The 20,108-nt window shown below is 61.3% G+C and carries 19 protein-coding genes and 2 tRNA genes; 8 read left to right on the top strand and 13 right to left on the bottom strand.

Features of this window, described 5'->3' with window-relative positions:
• Window positions 1-33: 33 nt before the first annotated feature.
• Window positions 34-459 carry a hypothetical protein gene (locus tag MU856_RS06090; protein WP_263588583.1) on the bottom strand — a complete coding sequence of 142 codons (426 nt, stop codon included), beginning with the start codon at window positions 457-459 and terminating at the stop codon, window positions 34-36.
• Between the two features lie 11 nt (window positions 460-470).
• A complete protein-coding gene (locus tag MU856_RS06085) occupies window positions 471-1,145 on the bottom strand; it encodes a hypothetical protein (RefSeq protein ID WP_263588582.1) in 675 nt (224 codons plus the stop codon).
• Window positions 1,146-1,517: 372 nt separating this feature from the next.
• Between MU856_RS06085 and MU856_RS06080 the strand changes: the two genes are divergently transcribed.
• Window positions 1,518-2,689 (top strand): IS3-like element ISSpma3 family transposase gene (locus MU856_RS06080; RefSeq protein WP_263588581.1). Its coding sequence is split into 2 segments (ribosomal slippage): window positions 1,518-1,770 and window positions 1,770-2,689, totalling 1,173 coding nucleotides; the frame shifts between segments, so codons are not numbered across the junction.
• Window positions 2,690-2,758: 69 nt separating this feature from the next.
• Window positions 2,759-3,052 (top strand): hypothetical protein, encoded by a 294-nt coding sequence (locus tag MU856_RS06075; RefSeq protein ID WP_263588580.1) that lies wholly within the window; start codon window positions 2,759-2,761, stop codon window positions 3,050-3,052.
• A gap of 29 nt (window positions 3,053-3,081) precedes the next feature.
• Here the strand turns inward: MU856_RS06075 and MU856_RS06070 are convergent, their stop codons facing one another.
• From MU856_RS06070 to MU856_RS06035, 8 genes are all read right to left on the bottom strand, one after another.
• On the bottom strand, window positions 3,082-3,846 hold the full coding sequence (locus MU856_RS06070; RefSeq protein ID WP_263588579.1) for a hypothetical protein: 765 nt from the start codon (window positions 3,844-3,846) through the stop codon (window positions 3,082-3,084).
• 87 nt (window positions 3,847-3,933) lie between these two features.
• A complete protein-coding gene (locus MU856_RS06065; protein ID WP_067106716.1) occupies window positions 3,934-4,443 on the bottom strand; it encodes a hypothetical protein in 510 nt (169 codons plus the stop codon).
• 87 nt (window positions 4,444-4,530) lie between these two features.
• On the bottom strand, window positions 4,531-5,409 hold the full coding sequence (locus MU856_RS06060) for a 3'-5' exonuclease (RefSeq protein WP_263588578.1): 879 nt from the start codon (window positions 5,407-5,409) through the stop codon (window positions 4,531-4,533).
• Window positions 5,410-5,526: 117 nt separating this feature from the next.
• Complete coding sequence (locus tag MU856_RS06055; protein WP_263588577.1) at window positions 5,527-7,428, bottom strand: hypothetical protein; 1,902 nt, start codon at window positions 7,426-7,428, stop codon at window positions 5,527-5,529.
• Entirely contained in the window at window positions 7,425-7,577 is a 153-nt protein-coding gene (locus tag MU856_RS06050; RefSeq protein ID WP_263588576.1) for a hypothetical protein, read from the bottom strand. The genes MU856_RS06055 and MU856_RS06050 overlap by 4 nt, the downstream gene beginning before the upstream one ends.
• On the bottom strand, window positions 7,570-8,562 hold the full coding sequence (locus MU856_RS06045) for a hypothetical protein (protein WP_263588575.1): 993 nt from the start codon (window positions 8,560-8,562) through the stop codon (window positions 7,570-7,572). Before MU856_RS06045 ends, MU856_RS06050 begins: the two co-directional genes overlap by 8 nt.
• Window positions 8,559-10,343 (bottom strand): hypothetical protein, encoded by a 1,785-nt coding sequence (locus MU856_RS06040; protein ID WP_263588574.1) that lies wholly within the window; start codon window positions 10,341-10,343, stop codon window positions 8,559-8,561. Before MU856_RS06040 ends, MU856_RS06045 begins: the two co-directional genes overlap by 4 nt.
• A gap of 488 nt (window positions 10,344-10,831) precedes the next feature.
• Complete coding sequence (locus MU856_RS06035; protein WP_234179024.1) at window positions 10,832-11,707, bottom strand: N-formylglutamate amidohydrolase; 876 nt, start codon at window positions 11,705-11,707, stop codon at window positions 10,832-10,834.
• 151 nt (window positions 11,708-11,858) lie between these two features.
• Here MU856_RS06035 and cpdR point away from each other — a divergent pair, with 151 nt between their 5' ends.
• The 5 genes from cpdR (at window position 11,859) to MU856_RS06010 (ending at window position 16,722) form a co-directional block, all read left to right on the top strand.
• The gene (gene cpdR / locus MU856_RS06030) at window positions 11,859-12,236 is read left to right on the top strand and encodes a cell cycle two-component system response regulator CpdR (protein ID WP_062764864.1); all 378 of its coding nucleotides are present in this window, start codon (window positions 11,859-11,861) and stop codon (window positions 12,234-12,236) included.
• 73 nt (window positions 12,237-12,309) lie between these two features.
• A tRNA-Val gene (locus tag MU856_RS06025) sits at window positions 12,310-12,384 on the top strand.
• A gap of 75 nt (window positions 12,385-12,459) precedes the next feature.
• A complete protein-coding gene (locus MU856_RS06020; RefSeq protein WP_263588573.1) occupies window positions 12,460-13,350 on the top strand; it encodes a Rossmann-like and DUF2520 domain-containing protein in 891 nt (296 codons plus the stop codon).
• A gap of 13 nt (window positions 13,351-13,363) precedes the next feature.
• The gene (locus MU856_RS06015; protein ID WP_263588572.1) at window positions 13,364-15,673 is read left to right on the top strand and encodes an ATP-dependent helicase; all 2,310 of its coding nucleotides are present in this window, start codon (window positions 13,364-13,366) and stop codon (window positions 15,671-15,673) included.
• On the top strand, window positions 15,670-16,722 hold the full coding sequence (locus tag MU856_RS06010; protein WP_263588571.1) for an aspartyl/asparaginyl beta-hydroxylase domain-containing protein: 1,053 nt from the start codon (window positions 15,670-15,672) through the stop codon (window positions 16,720-16,722). The genes MU856_RS06015 and MU856_RS06010 overlap by 4 nt, the downstream gene beginning before the upstream one ends.
• A 23-nt stretch (window positions 16,723-16,745) precedes the next feature.
• Here MU856_RS06010 and MU856_RS06005 read toward each other — a convergent pair.
• Window positions 16,746-16,821 (bottom strand) — tRNA-Ala (locus tag MU856_RS06005).
• Window positions 16,822-16,912: 91 nt separating this feature from the next.
• Here MU856_RS06005 and MU856_RS06000 point away from each other — a divergent pair.
• Window positions 16,913-17,929, top strand: a complete 1,017-nt coding sequence (locus MU856_RS06000; protein ID WP_082819950.1) for an NADP-dependent oxidoreductase — start codon at window positions 16,913-16,915, stop codon at window positions 17,927-17,929.
• Window positions 17,930-17,959: 30 nt separating this feature from the next.
• On the opposite strand, the gene MU856_RS05995 is transcribed toward MU856_RS06000, so the two are convergent.
• Together MU856_RS05995 and MU856_RS05990 are read right to left on the bottom strand one after the other, a co-directional pair.
• Complete coding sequence (locus tag MU856_RS05995) at window positions 17,960-19,321, bottom strand: DEAD/DEAH box helicase (protein WP_263588570.1); 1,362 nt, start codon at window positions 19,319-19,321, stop codon at window positions 17,960-17,962.
• Between the two features lie 135 nt (window positions 19,322-19,456).
• The gene (locus MU856_RS05990; RefSeq protein ID WP_062902390.1) at window positions 19,457-19,987 is read right to left on the bottom strand and encodes a hypothetical protein; all 531 of its coding nucleotides are present in this window, start codon (window positions 19,985-19,987) and stop codon (window positions 19,457-19,459) included.
• Window positions 19,988-20,108 lie beyond the last annotated feature (121 nt).

The following is a 20,108-nucleotide window of genomic DNA, read 5'->3' as shown; positions in this document are numbered from 1 at the left end:
CCATTGGCGGCAGCAGAATTAGATCGAGATTTATCACGCAATTTCAATCCAGTTTGGCAACAGTGTCACGATTAATCCAATGTAATCATTCTCCACCTCGAGGATGGTGCCGCAACCTTTAAGAAAGTCATTTTTCTCGCCAAATTCAATCAGATCGCTCAACGTTTTTCCTGCTCCGGCGATATTAGAGCATGCCACCTCCGGAATGGAAACATTTGGCAGCCAGAAAATGGAATCTCCAAGCACGTTATCATAATAGGAGAAATCTGCTCGCTCTATATTGATATAAATGCATCCATTCTCTGATTTAAATTCAGCCTCAAGTTTTCCAACATTGTCGTATATCGATATGCTGGAATTCATTCCTTGAGCATTGATAAATGCCAAGCTCTCGACGAACCTATTTAAATCCACACCTCTAACGCTGAGGAATCTAACAGAAACTTCAGAAATTTTCATAATGCTGCCTTTCACGTTAATGACGTCGCGCTGAAATCAAGCTGGCCGTTGAAGATGAAGGGTCGGCAAAGCGACAGAATCGTGCGTTTAAGTCGCCGCCGACGAGTGGCGAGCTCGCGCTCTGAAAGGCCAAGCAAGCGCATCAACTCTGCTCCGCGTAGTCCGTCGAGTGCAGCATCAAGCAGCGTGGCCTGAACGGGATCACCGTCGGCAGCTTCAGCAAGGATGTATGCAACGGCCTGCTGGCGTAGCCTGCGTTCCATCTCCTCGTCCGGAGGAAGAAATGCGCGCCCCCAAAGATGGTCACACTGATCGTCCGGATCGGTAAAGCCGGCGAAGCCGTTGGCCGCAGCACGCGCCTGCGACCTTGCCGCAGTCGATGTGATACTGGACACGCATGCCACCAACCGATCGGCAGGATTCTGCCCCCCGCTGCCGTATTTCAGAACCCGAACGATCGCTGCGTGAAAGGCGTCGTCAGCGTCTGCGCACCTCCGGGCGGCAAGGCGCTTCACAACGCGGCGCAGGCGTGGATCGCGATAGCACTGCTCAATTTCGGTTCGCCGCCGCTGATCGCCGGTCGTCGCGGATGGGCGCCCCATATCTGGTTGCGCCGCAATGACGGAATTCGGACATTCAGAACGGCAATTCGATGAATCTTTTGAACTGGGATTTGCTTTGCGCACGGCGAATACCTCGCTGACGCGCGAGGCCACTAACCGTGGTGAGGTAAAAATCGCGAACGTGCATTCGTGACCTCGGACGCCGATCGGGCCGGCACAACGTGCAGGTCCGAGAGTTGGCGCGGGTCACAATACAATTCACCGGCTTAGGCTGCTTGCCCTGCCACGTGTCCGCAGATTTGGCTGCGCTTAAGCCAGAACCGTTAAAATTTCGTAAACGGCATAGGTTGGTCGGAATATCCCAGAGGTAAATGTCCGCAGGGCTGTCCGAATTTCAAGCGACCGGCGCAAATGACGACTTGCATGACCGTGACGTGACCCCCTGATTTTCCTCCAACAGTGATTAGAGTCCGGCCTTGAAGGAAGGACGGACAGATGAAGCGTTTGAGGTTTTCGGAAGAGCAGATCATTGGTGTGCTGAAGGAAGCGGAGGCAGGCGCGAAGACCGGCGAGCTGGCGCGGCGGCACGGGGTGTCGGAAGCGACGATTTACAACTGGAAGGCCAAGTATGGCGGCCTGGAGGTGTCGGAGGCGAAGCGGCTACGCTCGCTCGAGGATGAGAACGCGAAGCTGAAGCGGCTGCTTGCGGACTCGATGCTCGACAATGCGGCGTTGAAGGATCTTCTCACAAAAAAATGGTGACGCCCGCCGTTCAGCGGGAAGCGGTCGCGCATCTCCAGGCTTGCCATGGGATGAGCGAGCGGCGGGCGTGCCGTGTCACAGGGGCCGATCGGAAGAGCATGCGCTACCGGTCGCAGCGGGGTGACGATACCGAGGTTCGGGAGAAGCTGCGCGAGCTGGCGCAGCAGCGTCGCCGGTTCGGTTATCGACGCCTGCATATCCTGCTGCGCCGGGAGGGCGTAATGATCAACAGGAAGAAGACCCAGCGCCTGTATCGGGAAGAAGGGTTGATGGTCCGACGACGACGCAACCGGCGCCGGGCGATCGGTGCGCGGGCGCCCGCACCGGTGCTCGCGCTGCCGAACCAGCGCTGGAGCCTCGACTTCGTGCATGATCAGATGGCGTCAGGCCGGCGGTTCCGGGTGCTCAACATCGTCGACGACGTGACGCGGGAGTGCCTGCGCGCGGTGCCGGATACGTCGATCTCCGGGCGCCGGGTCGTGCGCGAGCTCAGCGATCTGATCGAGGAACGCGGCAGGCCGGGGATGATCGTCAGCGACAATGGGACCGAGCTGACATCGAACGCGGTGCTCGCATGGTGCGGTGAAGTCGGCGTCGAGTGGCACTATATCGCACCCGGCAAGCCGATGCAGAACGGCTATGTCGAGAGCTTCAATGGCCGGATGCGTGATGAGCTTCTGAACGAGACGCTGTTCCTCGACCTCGATCATGCCCGCACGGTGATCGCGGCCTGGGCCGAGGATTACAACCAGTCGCGGCCACACTCGGCCCTTGGATATGAGACACCGGCGGCGTTCGCCGCCGAACTGCATAAGCAATGGCCTGCGCAGCTACGCCCTACGGGCTCCGCTGCGCAGGCCATTGCTTACACCGCGCTCATGCGCAACAAAGCTGCTGGGCTCTAATCCCGGCTGGTGGAAACTAGGGGGTCACGTCAACCGCAATGGGCGGTCTCCACAGCAAGGAATGATCAGATGCCCTACTCGGAAATGCCCGAAAACATTCGCAATGCCTACGACCGAGTCTATTCCCTCGCCAACGACTGGACCGGCGGCGCCAAGGTCTGCGAGGATTTTCTCTTCGCCTGGTATAATGTGAGGGCTTGGGGTGGGTGGGCGCCACAGTCGATTACCGAACTCGACCGAGAAAACGCCGCAGCGATCCTCATCTTGCTTTCCTCAGTTCAGCATCGAACCTGGTATCCGGACTCCGCCGACATGGACAAACTGGCGGAACGTAAGGGACGCGAACCGTTGTCGCGAGCTTAGCCGACGACCGGCCGCGCCCCCTATTTCTCTCAAGCCGCCAGCTTGTCTGTGTGCAAAATGTCCAGCTCGAGCGCGCGGCAGGTGTCCGCGATTATCGCCAGCTTGGCCTCGGTCAAATTTCCATTGCGGCGCAGCCAGTCCAAAACGGCAAGTGCCGCGATGGTTGGGTCAAGGCAGGCTTGGCCCTGTGTGCGCTGCCAAGCTAGGGTGGCGATCGCCAGCAACGCGGTGTCGAGCTCGACATGAGCCCGCAAGTTTCTCCAGCTCTCTGCCGTCACCGGAGCCGACCCGGTAATCTTCCCTTTGAGGAGATCAACCGGGATGCCAATGCGCAGGCAGACCTCGGAAAGATGGTGCCACGTCTTACCGCTACCCTTCAAAGCGAGGCCGAGATCAAGGTGCATTCGCCGTCCGCTGCGAATAGTGCCGGGCTGGGGCGGCAGAAACTGGGACGGAAGCATCAGACCAGCTTCCATCGCCGCGAGCGTAAGGATGGGCAGATCGTCGGCGACGCTGCCAAATCCGACCGCGATCCTGTCCGGCCGCGCGCGCAGGTGATCGAACAGGCCGCCCACGATCGCTGGCTCGTCGCCGACGTCATATTCGGTCCAGCTCTTGATCGCCTCACACGCGATGTGGCCCTCGGCCGAAATTTCGACATCGAATGCGGCTGCCGCAATGATGCGCTTGGAACCGATCCGATGCGATCGCTGGCGCGGATCAATCGATTGATAGGCCTCGTGGAGTGTCTCATCCCACGTAGCTTCGGTATCGTAGAAGGTAAATTTCGTCATTGTCAGATGCTCCAGATGCGCCAAGGGCCGCACTTTAGCGGCCCTTGGCGATGCTTGTGATTTGTGGCTGAGCGGAACGGGGTCTCGTTAAAACCTCCCCTTCCCCGCTTTCGACATTTCCGAACGAGCCTGTAGAACGACCCCATCGATTTCGGCTGCGGCAGCGCGAATAAGGTCCAGCGCGAGGGACATGCCGGCGTCCAGATCGTCAGTCGGCCGTAGGCATTTGCGCAGGCGCCCGTTCGGCTTCATCGCATAGGCGTTGTCGCCAGCTGCTTCGACCAGGATGACAGGGCGCCCCTGCCCTGCAGTCCACGGGATCAGTCCCCTCGTCAATTCGACCGCCCCCGTCTTGGGCAGGAAGGCATCGGTCCGTAATGGCAGATAGCCGAAAGAGCGATCCCAGGTCAGATAGACCAAGGGCTTTGACACTTTGGCGGCAAAAAATGCCAAGCTGGCGATTTGCACTTCGTTCAACTCTTCCCCAGACGCGAAACAGGTCGATTTCTCGGCATTTTCAATGCCTGGAGGGCTCATAAGGCGTTTGAGCGCCGCAGCCCAACAGTGGAGACGGCGCAGAAATTCTTCGGTGTCCATTCACAATTTCCTTCAACGATGGCGAGGCGCCAGAGCTTTTTTCCGCTCCATTGCGGTGCTCAATCTTCCCGCTCTCCTGCTGCGTTTTCACCGAAACCGCGTGCGCGCGGTCATCACGGTCATCACGGGGTTGCGACATCCGATCTCGAATTCGAGCCACCGGCGTTCTTCGTCGACTTCATCTGCGCGGACTTCGATCCACCAGGCTTTTCCGACCGGATCCCAGCGGTAGCGGCGCTCGCGCAAGCGGTCCTTGATCGAAAAGTCCGTGCCCTTCGCATCGATACGAACCGTGTCGCACGCAGCCTTTTCCAGAAGCTCGCTCATCAGTGTTCGCCCGTTCGCATCGCGGTGCGCGAGGATATGGCAGAGGCTGATCACGTCGACGGCCGCGCGGTGTCCGGTGGCGAAGCGGCCGATCTGTATCAGAAGATGCCCGAGTTTCGCGCCGTCGAATCCGTGGTCCAGCCAACCGATCTGACGCATCGAGCAGGCCCATGCTTGGTCCGCAATTTCCGGCAGGAACCGCTCGACGATAGGGACGTCGTAGGCAGCGTTATGGGCGACCAGAAGATCGCACCCGCTCAAGAGGCGCGCCCATTTTTCCTGGCTCAGAATACGGCCGGTCACCATTTCATTGGTTATGCCGGTCAGTTTGGTGACTTCGGCGGGTATAGGGCCACCAGGATCGCGAAGTGATTGCAACGTTTTCTCGACGCCGATGAGTTCGCCCGCGGCGTCGACAAGCAGCACCGCGACAGCGATGTCGAGCAGCTCGGCGCTTCTGGCATTCGTCGATGTCGCCTCAGTGTCGACAATACCGATCCGACGCACACGTCCCCGCGGTGCCCGCTCCGATACCAGCCGGTCGATAGGGCCGACCCGGCGTAGCACACGGACATCCGGTTGCTGCGCACACAGCGAAAGCGCCGCCTCGAGCGAGGCGGTCCCGTTCTGATATTCCATTAGTCATACTCCATTGGCCTGTGTGCCAGGCAGCTTTTCCTTGCTTCCACCTGGCCTACCAATGGCCGTTCAGGCCTGATGCTCTGCACATTGCGGGTCTTTGTGCTGCCGCGCTGGCTACATCTGCGGATGCGAAGATAGAAACGCCGCTCTGGCAGCGGCCATCACGGGGCGTGTGCGATCTGTCATGCTATCTTGGCGCAGCCGCTCGTCGGCAAGCGCGGATTGCGCAGTCGTGCGCGCGACCAGCGTCTCGACTTCTCGCTCGGCGCCTGTGAGCTCAGTCGACAATATTTTCCCGAGGGCAGATATTTCCGCCTCGCTATCCGCCCGAATGGCGGACAGCTTCGACATTGTGGGTTGAAGGTCGCGGAGGCACTCGGCCGCTTCCGCGCAGACTTCATTGGCGAACGCAGCCTTGTCAGACCGAGCTGGCGTCGGCTTTTTCCGTTCAAGGTCAGTCAAGATCCCCGAATAATAGGCTTCCGCTGCGTGGGGGCCGCTCACCAACATTTCCCGCAGGACGGCCGCGTCGGAACCAACCTGAAGCAGGCGTTCGATTTCTTCCAGCCTCCCTTGGCATGCGTCGAGCGTGTCGAGAACGGAGTCAACTTGAGCAGGAGGAAGCGTTTCGAGTCGCTTATCACGGCTCAGTCGATCATAGCGGCCCCTCAATTTGCGGACCCGCTCGGCAGCGGCCCGGCGTGCGCGCTTCTTATAGTCCGCCCAGCTGTCCAATATTTGCTCGACGTCGCTGGCCGTAAAATAGCCTTTCTTATGGAGCGCCTGCCGGCCGGGACTGTAGCGCGTCTGGGCTTTCGGCAACCCGCGGGCGCGGTTCGTCTCATTAGTAAAGGAGATTTCCAGGCCCTCATCTTGCGATCGCTTATTTACGATGTCGCGCCAGCGGGCTTTCAGATTCGGCACCCAATCTGCTGATGCGATTTCCTCGCTGCGTCCCAGCCGTTTGAGCGGCACCCATTCGTTGGTCCGATATTTGTTGCGCCGCCATTCCCGCTCGAAGCTCCAGCGACCGCCTTCCAGCTTTTCGGCCGGACCCGCATAATAGATCAGGTGAAAATGCCAGTTCTTTGCGGAATTCTTGGCTGTCGGCTCGTGGATCACCGCCTGCCATGGAATCTTCCGCCGCGAAAATTCTTCACCGAAGTCATCAAGGCAGCTGCGCATGCCAGCCTCGGACATGGTGTGCGGAAATTGTCCGATGATGGAATAGGCCACACGGCCATTTTTTGGCCTTTCCAATTCGACCCGGTCGCGCAATTCTGCCGGAAAGCGCCTGTTGCCCTTGAGCCATCGCACGATGATGCCGGCGTCATTGACCACCCGCTCCGCTAACCCTTCGTCTTTGAGAGCATCAGCGAGCGTCGCGCGCAGTTCAGTCGGCATCGACGGATCATGGGCAGCTTTGGCCCAAGCCGCCTCGGCACCGGTCACGCAAACGCGGACCTTGTGCTCGCCCACAAAATGGGCGTTCTCGTTGGCGAGCGCCCAGAAGCGCACCCGCTCCTCGTTGGTATCCCCGTTGGTGCCGGCGATATAAGCGACGCGTTCCGCCTCGGAACTCGTAGTTCCCTCAATATATTCGGCTGCGACCGTCGCGCGGACCTTGGCTTCAATCACGCCATCGGCGGCATTGAAAGCGAGGGTGTAGGCCCCGCGCGCTTCCGCGACGGAGACCGACCCCTTTTTCGAGGCGAGGATCGTCTTGTGCTCGAAATGATGGGCACGAACGTTGCTCTGCGGTCTCGGCGCCCAACGGGGCTCGGACACCCGAACCATCCGCGGCACGCTGACGGGAGCCCGCGACGCGCTTGCTGGCGCGGTCGATGACTTGCCGCCGGACGGAGCGGGCTTCCTCTTCTGTGCGACAAGATAGCCATTTGTCCGGCGCGGACCCCCGAGACCTTCCGTCCAACCGCCGCTCGCCATCTCCTCGATCTCGAGCAACCATTGCGCAGCATTCTCCAGATGTGTGCCCCGATATTTGGAGCGGCTCACTGGCATGGGACATCTCCCCATTCTGCGCGCACAATGTGGGCGACACGCCGTTCAGCGCTGCGCGCACCACGGGTTTTCATCTGCTGCGCAGAAGAAAACAGGTATTGAACATTAAAATATTCAGACGCACCAGCTTCAGGATTAGCCATGGGTGCCTCCCTTGACGAGACTATCCCAATCGAGCCGCCGAACCTCGATGGGTACCTCGCGCGCATATTGGAGAAACGCCTTGATGTGCGCAATTCTCGCGCGCTCGCCGCGGTGTGTCAGCGGATAGGCCTCGATATATTTGGCGAACTTCGACAACGAATTTGGCCGAAGCGATGCGAGGCTCTCGGCCGGCAAATCGGTCAGGCCCAATGCGGTTACGAGGTGCCGTGCCGAAGTTCCCTGACGCGATTGCTCGGCTCGGCTCAGCTGGCCCTTGCTTTGCAGCCATTCGATGATGAGATCTCCGCACGTCTTGCCGGCGATGACACCGGGTCCTTCGCCCGGCTCAGCGTCTCCGCCGCGTGGCTGATCCCGGATTTCAGCCGGCATCTCGAGCTCGTCGTGAGGGTTTGCGGACGGCATTGCTGCGCTGACAAAGGATTCTTCACTGGAACCAGCTCGTTCGGGACGCATGCGAGGACGCGCCACCCCCGGCATATCGTCCACGTTATCGCTCTCAAATGGAGGCAGGACATGGCCGCCCTGCCGCAAGAAGGCTTCGAGCGACAACGACGGATGTCCGCGCCCTTGGTCGTCGGCGTGACAGATGGCATCCGCGGCTTGCGCCACGCCGAGTGCAATGCCCTGCATCCACCCATATTGAACGCAGGATTTGAAGCCCAAAGCATCGAAGCGCTCGGTAACCTTGCGCTTGTGGTCCAGCAAGAACGACCGAGGTAACGCCGCGAGCGCAGCTACCGTCGGCGTTTCGCTTAGCGCAGAAAGCAGTCTAGCCGCTTGACTGCCGAACGCGGAAGCATGGGCGTGGCAGATTGCTGCCCGGGCATAATGCTTCATTTCCCGTTCCGGGTTCTGTGCCAGATCGTCCAGCACCAGCTGGCGACCATAGTAAATGGCGTCACGATATAAGGCGTCTTCGTCGTAATCGATCGGTGGCAAGTTGGGATGGAAAACTTTCATCATCGGCTCCTGAGATTGATGGGAAGAAGACGGGGCGCCTGCCGCACAACACCCGCCGCAAAGTCAGGCAGACACTGCAAAACCCTGAGCCGTTCCGTCAGCACATCGTTGAGACCCCCGCTCGCTTTGAGATTCTGGTAGGTCTGCGCGGTGACCCCCTTGCGGGCGTGGCCCGCAATATCCTTGACGATGTTCTGATTGATCCATGCTCGGTCAAGTTGCGACAGCACCAAGTTGCGCAGTGAATGGAAATCGGCCTCTTTACCTGTATCGCCAACCGGGATGGCCAGCCCGCGCGGTCGGAACCAGTCGATTACCTTGTCCCACACCGTTGCACGATATTGATCGCCGCCGCGTTTGACGTCGTTGAGCCAGAGTTCCGGGAAGAGCTCGCTCGTGCCCTCAGCCTTGACGCAAGCGACATAGTCCAGAAATCCGAGCGCGATCAGGCGCGGATGGATTGGAACCTCGCGCTCGCGAGCCTCGCGCTTGAGCGAGCGAAGTCGATTCTTCTGGAAGAGCAAATGTGGAAGAAAAGCCTCTTCGCTCACCACCTCCTCGACGAGAAGCCCGCAGATTTCTCCTTGCGTCGCGGCGGTATAGACCGCGAGCAGAAGGACCCAATAGGCCGCATCCTGATGGATATACCGCCCGCCTTTCAGGCGCCTCTTCGAGCCACCATTTCCGACATATATCGGAGATGCCAGCATTTCCTCGATATGCGCCGGTTGCCAGGGCGACTTCGCTTTCGACTTCTGGCCGACCGTCACCTTCCGGGAAAATTTAAGCGGACTGATTTGGCCTTCCCGCCAATACCCTTCGGTCACCATCCGATGACCAAAGCGGGCAAGATAGGCCAGATCCTTGTTGAACGTGACCGCCTTACGGCTGTTCTGTGTCGTGAGCGGGGGAAATTTCTTCTTCGCCTCCTCATATGGCTCGTGCCAAAATGTCTGCACGCGCACCGTCTTCGGCATGCTCATCATTTCACGGCAAAAATGCGAGAGATGCTGTTGGCCATAGTCCTCGGCGGGCAAGTCGCCGACCATCCAGACAAATTGTTTGACGAGGCGCTTGCCATCTTCGGCCGTGCTGCCCGGGCCATCTTTCCAATGGCCCTGGCTAACAATGCCCGCCACGACATCATCAATTACCTCGCTCAATATTGGCGTTAGCTTTTTCGGTGCCGGATCGGGATGATCGGCGGCGACCGATCGCGCCGGCTGTTGCGATACGCCGGCATCCTGCCGTTCGGCTTTCGGTGGCTCAGAACGCGCCCGTGCAATTGCTTCGCGCGGAGCGTTCAGCAGGAACGCGATTGGCTCAGGTTGGCTCTGCACAAGGGGCGTATTGAATGTCGCGGCCCGAAACTGGGCGTCGGCCCAGGCGGTGAGCATGGTGCGACGGTCATCATCGGCATAGCGCTTGTCGAAGGACAGCCCCAATTGCTCGCACTGCAACGACAGTTGCACGTCGGACAATGCATTGGTGCCGGCATTATGCCGCACCAGCAATTCAAGCTTGTGCATATGCCGCTCTGACCGCCCCTGTGCGCGCAGGCTTTCGCGCGTCGGATCGTCAAGAACCGCGGCGCCGTTGTGTCGCGCGGCAAGAAGATAATAGTCGCCGAACACGCGTGCTGCTTCTTCGGCTTCCGGATTTGGACCGTGCAACTGTTCCTGAATGGCCAACCCGAGTTGTGCATCGGTTGCCTTGCGAGCGATTTCGGCAAGCACGGATGCGGAGCGCGCGCCGCCGTTTAAGATGATATCGTGTCTGATCATAGCCACAACCCTATCGAGGGCTGCGCAAGCCGCGGCAGCCCGAAAGCGGGCCTCGGACAATTCTTTCGTCCAAAGCGATAAGGTTATGGGATGAGGTTTATCGCTCAAGAAGCGGATTTTTCGCCGGAGCGCATAAATTCCGCTGCGCCGTCGATAGGTGTAAGGAATGGCTCCCATTTGAAAAAATCTTCTCGTGCGACTCGCCTGTGCGATACCCCCGTGGCATGCCTCGACGAGGGCGCAGAAAGATTTTAGCTTTTACAGACACTTATCTCTAAAGGCGGCGAGAATCCTCTCTCCCCGACCAGTTTCGCATTGCTGCAGATTTTGCACAGACGCGTCTTGTAACGTGTCGCGACCCATCCTAAATTGATCCTACGCCGCCATGGTTTTCCCCCTTTCCATCGCGGCGAGCGCCTCGTCCTAGCGGACGTGGGTGCGTCCTCCCTGGACCCTGGCCACCTCGTACTCCGGTACGAGGTGGTTTTTTATTCGGCGGCCAGCGGCAGCATGTCGCCATCGGGACGCATCTGCCCCGCCGCATCGATCAGGCCGGCGAACCAGCGTGCAAGCGCGCCCGAACGGGCCGCATCGACGCTCTTGTCGGGGTGCAGATAGAGGCTCCGGTCGATTTCGATCTGAACCGCGTGGACGCCCGCCAGCGGTCGCCCGTGCGTCCGCACGATATGCCCACCCGCATAGGGCTGGTTGCGCGTCACGGCGACGCCGAGCCGTGCGGCACTGTCGAGAAGCAGGTCGGACAGCCACTCGCCCGCGGACGTGCCGAAGCGATCGCCGATCACGATGCGCGCCCCATGACCTGGCTGTCCGGACGGAATCGAAGGCATGCTGTGCAGGTCGATCAGAATGGCGTGGCCGAAGCGATCACGCGCCGCAGCGAGTTCTTCGGCAATTGCTGCATGATAGGGCCGATGCAGCGATTCGAGACGCCAGTGCAGCGCGGCCCGGTCGATCGGACGTTTCCACAATGTACCGCAGTCGGCGAGCCGCGTCGGCACGACGCCCAGCCCGGCGCGCTCCTTGCGGCCCGGCGCCGAAAATTGTGCGCGAAGCGGCACTGCGACCTCGGCGGGCGCCATCTGCCCCTCGCCGCGATTGCAATCGGCGACAGCGCGCGCCCACAGCGCCTGCACCACTGTCGCGCCGGCCTCGACCGCACCCGCCGCGATGACATCGCACCAGCGATCCTCCAGCCGCTCGAGATCGGCGATCGGCACGCGCGCCGCTGCAAGTATTTCAGGCGGATAGAGGCGCCCGGCATGCGGGATCGACACGACGACGGAGCCTGGCGCGTCGGGACGTTGGACCGCGATTGCGGCGGGCGGAAGGGTGCGGTGGGGCATCGATATAAGAGGGTGGCAAAAAAGCGCCGACGAATCCAGCGGCGCGGGAATTTGTTAAATCTCTCCCGCTATGACACAGTTTCATTCGAGGGGTGCGGTACGCGCGATTACACGGTCGGGCGCAGCCGGAAGACAGAGGCAGAATTTTACGATGATCCGCATCTTGCTCGCCGAAGATGATGATGTGATGCGCGAATATCTGGCGCGGGCGCTGACCAGCGCGGGTTATCATGTGACCGCGGTCGACCGCGGGACCGAAGCGGTCCCCTATATCGATTCGGGCACATTCGACCTGCTCCTCTCCGACATCGTGATGCCCGAAATGGATGGTATCGAGCTGGCGCAGCACACCGCAAAGGCGGCGCCGCAAACGCAGGTGATGTTCATCACCGGATTCGCGGCGGTATCGCTGCGCGCCGAAGAGAATGTCCCGCAAGCCAAGCTGCTGTCCAAGCCCTTTCACCTCAAGGATCTGGTGCGCGAGGTCGATATGCTTTTCGGCCGCGCCGATCGCAGCAACCAACAATAATTTCAACTTTGCGCGCGAAGGGCTTGCCAGCCTGCGCCGAGGCCTTTAAGGGGCGCGTCACCCCAAAACGTGTGGGCGTGTAGCTCAGTGGTAGAGCACTGTGTTGACATCGCAGGGGTCGCAAGTTCAATCCTTGCCACGCCCACCATTTTCCTCCCTTTCGATTGGCCCTGATCCCGTCGCCGGGTGGCGGCAGACCATGATCTGCCGTATCGCAGACATCATGAACATCGACATATTTCGGCGGATCGGAATCGTAGGATCGGGCCGCGTAGCGCGCGCCTTGGCGCTCGGACTGAAGCCCGCGTCGCACAAACCGCCCTTGCTATGGGGACGTTCGCCCGAACAACTGGCCGAAGCGGAGCGGCAAGTCGATGGCATCGAAACCACCCCCAACCTTGGGGCACTCGTCCAAACATGCGATGCGATTGCGATCGCCTTTGCCGATGACGCCCTTTCCGGCATCGTGGCCACGTTGGCGGCCGAAGCATCCAAGACGCCGTCCTCGCCTTTCGTTTTCCACGTCAGCGGCCGTAGCGGAGCCGCGCCTCTGGCGCCGCTGCGCGATGCGGGCTGGCTGACGGCCGCTATCCATCCGGCGATGACCTTCACGGGCAACCCGCCGGGTGAAGTCGCGCGGATGGCGGGCGCGCGCTTTGCGATCACCGGCTCAAGCGTCGACGCAGCCGTGCAAGCCAGGCGGGTCGTCGGCCTGCTTGGCGGTGTTGCGGTCGAAATTCCCGAAGAGCGCCGCGCGCTTTATCACGCGGCGCTCTGCCACGCGTCGAACCATCTCGTGACGCTGATTGCCGATGCCGCGCAGGCTCTTGAACGCGCGGGAGTCGCCGCGCCGCGCGCGCTGCTCGCGCCGCTGGTGCAGGCTGCTCTGGACAACAGCCTCGACCGCGGGTTCGGTGCCCTTTCGGGACCGTTGCTGCGTGGCGACGTTCAGACGATCCGTGATCATGTTGCGGCGCTTGCCGCGCATGATCCCGACCTTGTCGCCGCATATCGGGCGATGGCGGTTGCCACGATAGACCGGCTCGAACACGAGGGCGCCCGGCCCGACGCAGCGCTGCGCCGCGCACTGGACAGCAGCGGCGCTGTTCCCTAATCGTTCGCGCATAATGGATACCCCCTCATCCCTCCCCGAATTGCCGCCGCCCTCGCCGTCAGATCCGCCCTATCTGCAGGGCCTGAACGGCCCGCAGCGGCAGGCCGTTCTCACCACCGAAGGTCCAGTGCTGATGCTCGCCGGGGCCGGCACGGGCAAGACCGCCGCACTGACGGCACGGCTGGCGCATATCATCGCGACGCGGCGCGCCTGGCCGTCGGAAATCCTGGCCGTCACCTTCACCAACAGGGCAGCGCGCGAGATGCGCGAACGCATCGGACGGATGATCGGCGACGCGGTCGAGGGCATGCCCTGGCTGGGCACTTTTCACAGCATCTGCGCAAAAATGCTGCGCCGTCACGCCGAACTCGTCGGCCTGCAAAGCAATTTCACCATCCTCGACACCGACGACCAGCTTCGCGTGCTCAAGCAGATCATCCAGACCGAGGGACTCGATGAAAAGCGCTGGCCGGCGCGCCAGCTCGCGGCGCTGATCGACAAGTGGAAGAACCGCGGCCTGACGCCGCCCGACCTCGATGCGGGTGACAAGGAAGCCTATGCCGACGGCAAGGGCGGCCATTTCTATGCGCTGTATCAGGCGCGGCTGAAGACGCTCAACGCCTGCGATTTCGGCGACCTACTGCTGCACATGCTGGTGATCCTGAAAAATCACCGCGATGTGCTCGAACATTATCAGCAGCGCTTCAAATATATCCTCGTCGATGAATATCAGGATACCAACGCCAGCCAGTATCTCTGGCTGCGGCTGCTGGCGCAGGCGCGCAAGAATATCTGCTGCGTCGGCGACGACGACCAGTCGATCTATTCGTGGCGCGGCGCCGAGGTCGCGAACATCCTGCGCTTCGAAAAGGACTTTCCCGGCGCGACGGTAATCCGGCTCGAGCAGAATTACCGATCGACCCCGCAGATATTGGCGGCCGCGTCGGCGCTGATTGCGCAGAACAGCGACCGCCTCGGCAAGACGCTGTGGACCGAACTCGATGCGGGCGACAAGGTGCGCGTCGTCGGCGTGTGGGACGGCCCCGAGGAAGCGCGGCGGATCGGCGAGGAACTGGAAGATTTGCAACGCCGGCGGGTTTCACTTGACCGTGCCGCCATCCTCGTCCGCGCGCAGTTCCAGACCCGCGAATTCGAGGATCGCTTCATCGCGATCGGCATGCCCTATCGCATCGTGGGCGGCTTCCGCTTCTATGAGCGCGCCGAAATTCGCGATGCGCTCGCCTATTTGCGCCTCGTCCAGTCGCCAGCCGACGATCTGGCGTTCGAGCGGATCGTCAATGTCCCGAAGCGCGGGCTGGGCGACAAGGCGGTGGCGCGTATCCACCAGTTCGCACGGATCGACCGGACCCCGCTGTTCCATGCGGCGTCACGGATTACCGAAACCGACGAGCTGACTCCGCAGGCGCGGCGCCAGCTCGCCAATTTCGTTGCGATGATGCGCGGCTGGCAATCGAAGGCGGGCCAGCTATCGCACCCCGAGCTGACGCAGCTCATCCTCGACGAATCGGGCTATACCGCAATGCTGCAGGCCGATCGCAGCGCCGAGGCGGCGGGCCGGCTTGAAAACCTCTCCGAACTCGTTCGCGCGATGGAAGAGTATGACTCGCTCGAAGCCTTTCTCGAGCATGTCAGCCTGGTGATGGACCGCGACAATGACGACCAGACCGAAACGGTGACGATCATGACGATCCACGCCGCCAAGGGCCTCGAGTTCGATCATGTCTTCCTCGCCGGCTGGGAAGACGGGGTCTTTCCGTCGCAACGCGCGATGGATGAGGGCGGGACGGCGAGCCTGGAAGAGGAACGCCGGCTGGCCTATGTCGCGATCACCCGCGCTCGTCGGCGCGCCAGCATCTATCATGCCGCGAACCGGCGTATCTACGGCCAGTGGATGAGCAGCATCCCGAGCCGCTTCATCGGCGAAATCCCGCCCGAGCATGTGGCGAGCGAGAACAGCTTCGGCGGTGGCCAGAGCCTTTGGCGGGCCAACTGGGCGGCGCAGGGCGATCCTTTTGCGCATGTTGCCGAACGCCAGCCCGCCCGCACCATGACGCGCGGCCCGGCATGGCAGCGCGCGGTCGCCCAATCATCGACCGTCACCCGCGCGCCCGCGCCATCCGAGCGAGCGCCCGCCGCATCGGTGGGAGCCAAGCCGCGCGCCGACCTCGCCATCGGTATGCGCGTGTTCCACGAAAAATTCGGCTATGGCGAAATCATCGACATCGACGGCAACAAGCTGGAGGTCGAATTCGAGCAGGCGGGCGCAAAGCGGGTGCTCGACGGCTTTGTGAGGGCGGCATGACAACCAAGGATGAATGGCTGCGCAAAGCACACGAAGCCCATGGCAGGGGCGATTCAGCCGCCGAAGCAGCGGCGCTCGACGCGCTCATTCGAGCGGATCGGAGCAACATCGCGGCGCTGATCGCGATGGCGGAACTCAAGCGTCGGCTCAATGACGAGCGTGCCGCCAGCAGCTTCTACCGCTTGGCGCTGGCAACCGCGGCCCAGGCTCGGGACGTGCATCCTGCGCTGCACCCTTCGTTGCAAAGAGCGGAGCAATATTTGTCCGATGTCGACAATGTTCTGGCCGACCACCTGTTCAACCGCCTTCACGCAGCCGGACTCGACCAACGCACCGCGACCCCGCGTGTAGCCGAGGCTCTGCGGCTATTATCGGGCGAACAACCGCTGTATCAACAGCAGCCCAACATGTTCTACTTCCCCGGCCTTGCGCAGCGGGCATTTTTTGATCGGTCGGAATTTGATTGGGTTCCCGAAGTGGAGGCGTCCACCGCCGCCATCCGCGACGAACTGCAAGCCTTGTTGAACGATCCGGGCGAACATTTTTCGCCCTATGTCGCGGCCAACCCCGATCGACCTCCGCCCAACAATCCATTGCTGGACAAGCCGGACTGGGGAGCGGCTTGGCTGTGGCAAAGTGGCGAGATTGCAAGCGGCATGGATCGCTTGTGCCCGCAAACTCTCGCAACGCTGGCGCTCGCCCCGCAGCCAGTGATCCCGGGACGTGCACCCATAGCGTTGTTTTCCCGTCTCAAACCCGGAACCCACATTGCGCCACATCACGGGCTGCTTAATACTCGGCTTATTTGCCATCTGCCACTCGTAGTGCCCGATGGCTGCGGCATCCGCGTCGGCGCCGAAACGCGCGCATGGCGCGAAGGTGAATTGATGATCTTCGACGACAGCTTTGAACATGAAGCGTGGAATCGCGGCACCAGCGACCGCACAGTGCTGTTATTCGAGATATGGCGTCCCGACATCGACACCGACGAACGCGAGCAGCTCACGATGCTGTTTTCTGCCATCGACGCCTATGATGACGGTCACTGATCAAAAAATTCGAGGAATGTCGCTGGTGGAGCCGAGGGGAATCGAACCCCTGACCTCTGCAGTGCGATTGCAGCGCTCTCCCATCTGAGCTACGGCCCCGCGACGGGGCGCTCTTAACGGGACTGGTTGACACTGGCAACGGCTTTTCTGACGATAGGAAATATCTTCGGATAATTGGGGGGAACGATCGATGGCGAAGGCATGGCATCTGGTGCGTCGTCCGCAAGGATTGCCGACGATCGACGATTTTGCGCTGCACGCGCTTCCCGATCTGCCGCTCGAAACCGATCAGCTTCGCGTGCGCAATCACTGGCTGTCGGTCGACCCCTATATGCGCGGCCGGATGAACGATGCCAAAAGCTACGCCGCCTCCTTCCAGCTAGACCAGCCGATGACCGGCGGAGCGATCGGCGAAGTCGTCGAAAGCGCAATGGACGGCTTTGCGCCGGGCGACATCATCCTGCACATGGGCGGCTGGCGCGACGGCGGAACCATCGGGCTGGAGATGACGCCCACCAAGCTGCCTGCCGATCTGCTCGCCGCTGGCATGCCGCCCCAGACCTTTCTCCACAATATGGGGCTGACCGGGGGCACCGCGTGGATCGGCCTTCTCCGCATTGCAGCGGCAAAGCCCGGCGACACGGTTTTCGTGTCCGCCGCCGCAGGCGCCGTTGGCTCGGCGGTGGTCCAGATCGCCAAAGCGCGCGAGATGACGGTTATCGGCTCCGCCGGCGGCGCAGAAAAATGCGGCTGGGTCAAGGATCTGGGAGCCGATGCCGTTGTGGATTACAAGGCGGGCCCGCTGGTCCCCGCGCTCACCGAAGCGCTGGACGGCCTCGGCAAAAGTGGCATCGACGTCTATTTCGACAATGTCGGGGGAGATCATCTCGACGCGGCCTTCGCACTCGCCAATGATTTCGCCCGCTTTGCCATCTGCGGCATGATCGACGTCTATAATGACGGAAAGCCCCAGGAAATGCGCAACCTGATCCGGACGATCCCGGCGCGTATCCGCATGGAGGGCTTTATCTATACCGACCAGTTCTTCGACTGCATGGAAGAATTCTACGCCGACATGGCAGGGCTGATCGCGAGCGGTGCGGTGACGATGCGTGAAACCGTGCGCGACGGGGTCGAAGCGGCGCCCGACGCGTTCCTTGGTTTGTTTTCCGGCGCGAATATCGGAAAGATGCTCGTCCGCGTCTGACGCGAACGCACCGCCGATCCGGGCCCGGTTTTAGCTACCGAAACCGACCGAAAGGAAGCCCGGCATCGGGCCGTTCCAGCCGTCGTCGGGTTCGTCGTCGCGAACCGGCTTCTGGCGCGGCGCATCAGGTGTCTTGCGTTCGGGGCGCCTGGATACGCTGCTTTTGGATTCCGCGCGGGGTGCATCGTCCTTCGATTTCGGTTTCGCACCGCCGCGCCGGCTCTTCTTCGCTTGCGGCGGTTGCTTTTCCTCAATCTCTTCGGTGGGTTCCTGACGCTCGCCGCCCGCAAAGATATCGATCTTGTGGCCGGTCAGCTTCTGGATGTTGTCAACCGCCTCCGCATCGGACGGGCTGACGAGCGTGAAGGCCCGGCCCTTCGCCCCTGCCCGCCCGGTACGTCCGATGCGGTGGACATAGTCGTCGGGATGCCAAGGCGCGTCGAAGTTGAAGACGTGGCTGACGCCCTTCACATCGAGACCCCGGGCCGCGACGTCGGACGCGACGAGGATGTTGATATCGCCCTTTTTGAAGCGATCGAGTTCGGCAATGCGGCTCGACTGATCCATGTCGCCATGGATCTCGCCCGCGCGATAGCGGTAGCGTTGGAGCGATTTGGCGAGCTCACGCACGGTCGTCTTGCGATTGCAGAAGATGATCGCGGTGCTGATATCCTCTTCCTCGAGCAGCCCGCGCAGCGTTTCGCGCTTGCCGCGCTCGCTGGTCTTGACCAGGAACTCGGTAATATTGACGTTGGTGCTCGCTGGCCGCGCGACTTCGATCGTCTTGGGATTCGACAGGAATTTGTCGGCGAGCTTCTTGATCGGCGGCGGCATCGTCGCCGAAAAGAGCAAGGTCTGGCGATTCGCCGGCAGCTTGGTGCAGATATTCTCGATGTCCGGAATGAACCCCATGTCGAGCATCCGGTCCGCCTCGTCGATGACGAGGAGTTCGCAGCCGGTGAGCAATATTTTGCCGCGCTCGAACAGGTCCATCAGGCGGCCGGGCGTCGCGATCAGCACATCGACGCCCCTTTCGAGCGCCTTGATCTGATCGCCCATCTGGACGCCGCCGATGAGCAACGCCATCGAAAGCTTGTGATATTTGCCGTATTTTTCGAAATTCTCGGCCACCTGCGCCGCAAGTTCGCGCGTCGGTTCGAGGATCAGCGAGCGCGGCATCAGCGCGCGGGCGCGGCCATGCGCCAGAATGTCGATCATCGGCAGCACAAAGGATGCTGTCTTGCCGGTGCCCGTTTGCGCGATGCCGATAATGTCGCGCATCATCAGAACCGAAGGGATGGCGCCCGCTTGGATCGGTGTCGGTTCGTCATAGCCCGCTTCGGTCACAGCGCGCAAAAGTTCGTCGGAAAGGCCGATGTCGGCAAATTTCATAAGGTCATCATGTCCGGAAAAATGTTGTAGCACGGCTTCCCACGCCAGCCGTTGCTGCCGCGCCCCTAGGGGAAGTGGCGGTGAAAAGTCAAGAAAAGCCGACCGATCTGGCCGAAAAATCGCGCGCCGCCCCGCTCAGTCGTCGTCGCGCGCCACCGGGACGAGCAAGCGAAACTCGTCTACCTCGCACTTTGCGCCGGTCCGCGCATGAATTTCGTCACGGCCTTTGCACAGCTGCCCGTCCTTGTTTCCCTTCATGTAGAAGCCGGCATAGAAGTCGAGCGCCCGGCAGCCACGGTTCAACTGGGCACGCAGCAACTGCTTCTGGCGGGTGATGAGGTCGATGCTGTCGCGCTGCACCGCCTCCATCCGCACGATGTTCTTCATCGCGACGCAGCGCGGCCCCTTCTTTTCCTTCCAGACCACCTGCGCTTCGCGCGGACGAACGGGCGGTGGCGGCGGCGCGGGGGCTGAGAAATTATTGATCGGACTACGCTGTGCCGGAACACGGATGATGATCTGCTGCTCGATCACGACCTGGAAAAAGCCGACATCAGGGGGAACAATGGCGGGCATGGACGCCTCCACCGGCGGCAGCGTTGCCGCAATGGGCACGTCCGACGCGGGCGCAGCCGCCGCGACCAGTAGGGCCAGCGCCGTCACCATGGATGCGCCCGCTCCGCATCACTGTGCCAGGCCATGGCGTTCACCCGATACTCCCGTTCGCTGCAAAGCCCCACAAGGTGGCAATTCATCTGCCAACCCTCTAACGACCATGATTGAACAG

The organism is Sphingopyxis sp. GC21 (assembly GCF_025727575.1).
GTDB classification, from domain to species: Bacteria; Pseudomonadota; Alphaproteobacteria; order Sphingomonadales; family Sphingomonadaceae; genus Sphingopyxis; species Sphingopyxis terrae_A.
The sequence above is the reverse complement of the archived record's forward strand: the minus strand, read 5'-3'. Positions and strand labels throughout refer to the sequence as shown.

Excerpts from the sequence above, each read along its gene's own strand:
- MU856_RS06090 (WP_263588583.1), bottom strand. The coding sequence starts at position 459 with ATGAAAATTTCTGAAGTTTCTGTTAGATTCCTCAGCGTTAGAGGTGTG.
- MU856_RS06075 (WP_263588580.1), top strand. The coding sequence starts at position 2,759 with ATGCCCTACTCGGAAATGCCCGAAAACATTCGCAATGCCTACGACCGA.
- MU856_RS06070 (WP_263588579.1), bottom strand. The coding sequence starts at position 3,846 with ATGACGAAATTTACCTTCTACGATACCGAAGCTACGTGGGATGAGACA.
- MU856_RS06065 (WP_067106716.1), bottom strand. The coding sequence starts at position 4,443 with ATGGACACCGAAGAATTTCTGCGCCGTCTCCACTGTTGGGCTGCGGCG.
- MU856_RS06060 (WP_263588578.1), bottom strand. The coding sequence starts at position 5,409 with ATGGAATATCAGAACGGGACCGCCTCGCTCGAGGCGGCGCTTTCGCTG.
- MU856_RS06050 (WP_263588576.1), bottom strand. The coding sequence starts at position 7,577 with ATGGCTAATCCTGAAGCTGGTGCGTCTGAATATTTTAATGTTCAATAC.
- MU856_RS06045 (WP_263588575.1), bottom strand. The coding sequence starts at position 8,562 with ATGATGAAAGTTTTCCATCCCAACTTGCCACCGATCGATTACGACGAA.
- MU856_RS06040 (WP_263588574.1), bottom strand. The coding sequence starts at position 10,343 with ATGATCAGACACGATATCATCTTAAACGGCGGCGCGCGCTCCGCATCC.
- MU856_RS06035 (WP_234179024.1), bottom strand. The coding sequence starts at position 11,707 with ATGCCCCACCGCACCCTTCCGCCCGCCGCAATCGCGGTCCAACGTCCC.
- cpdR (WP_062764864.1), top strand. The coding sequence starts at position 11,859 with ATGATCCGCATCTTGCTCGCCGAAGATGATGATGTGATGCGCGAATAT.
- MU856_RS06020 (WP_263588573.1), top strand. The coding sequence starts at position 12,460 with ATGAACATCGACATATTTCGGCGGATCGGAATCGTAGGATCGGGCCGC.
- MU856_RS06015 (WP_263588572.1), top strand. The coding sequence starts at position 13,364 with ATGGATACCCCCTCATCCCTCCCCGAATTGCCGCCGCCCTCGCCGTCA.
- MU856_RS06010 (WP_263588571.1), top strand. The coding sequence starts at position 15,670 with ATGACAACCAAGGATGAATGGCTGCGCAAAGCACACGAAGCCCATGGC.
- MU856_RS06000 (WP_082819950.1), top strand. The coding sequence starts at position 16,913 with ATGGCGAAGGCATGGCATCTGGTGCGTCGTCCGCAAGGATTGCCGACG.
- MU856_RS05995 (WP_263588570.1), bottom strand. The coding sequence starts at position 19,321 with ATGAAATTTGCCGACATCGGCCTTTCCGACGAACTTTTGCGCGCTGTG.
- MU856_RS05990 (WP_062902390.1), bottom strand. The coding sequence starts at position 19,987 with ATGGTGACGGCGCTGGCCCTACTGGTCGCGGCGGCTGCGCCCGCGTCG.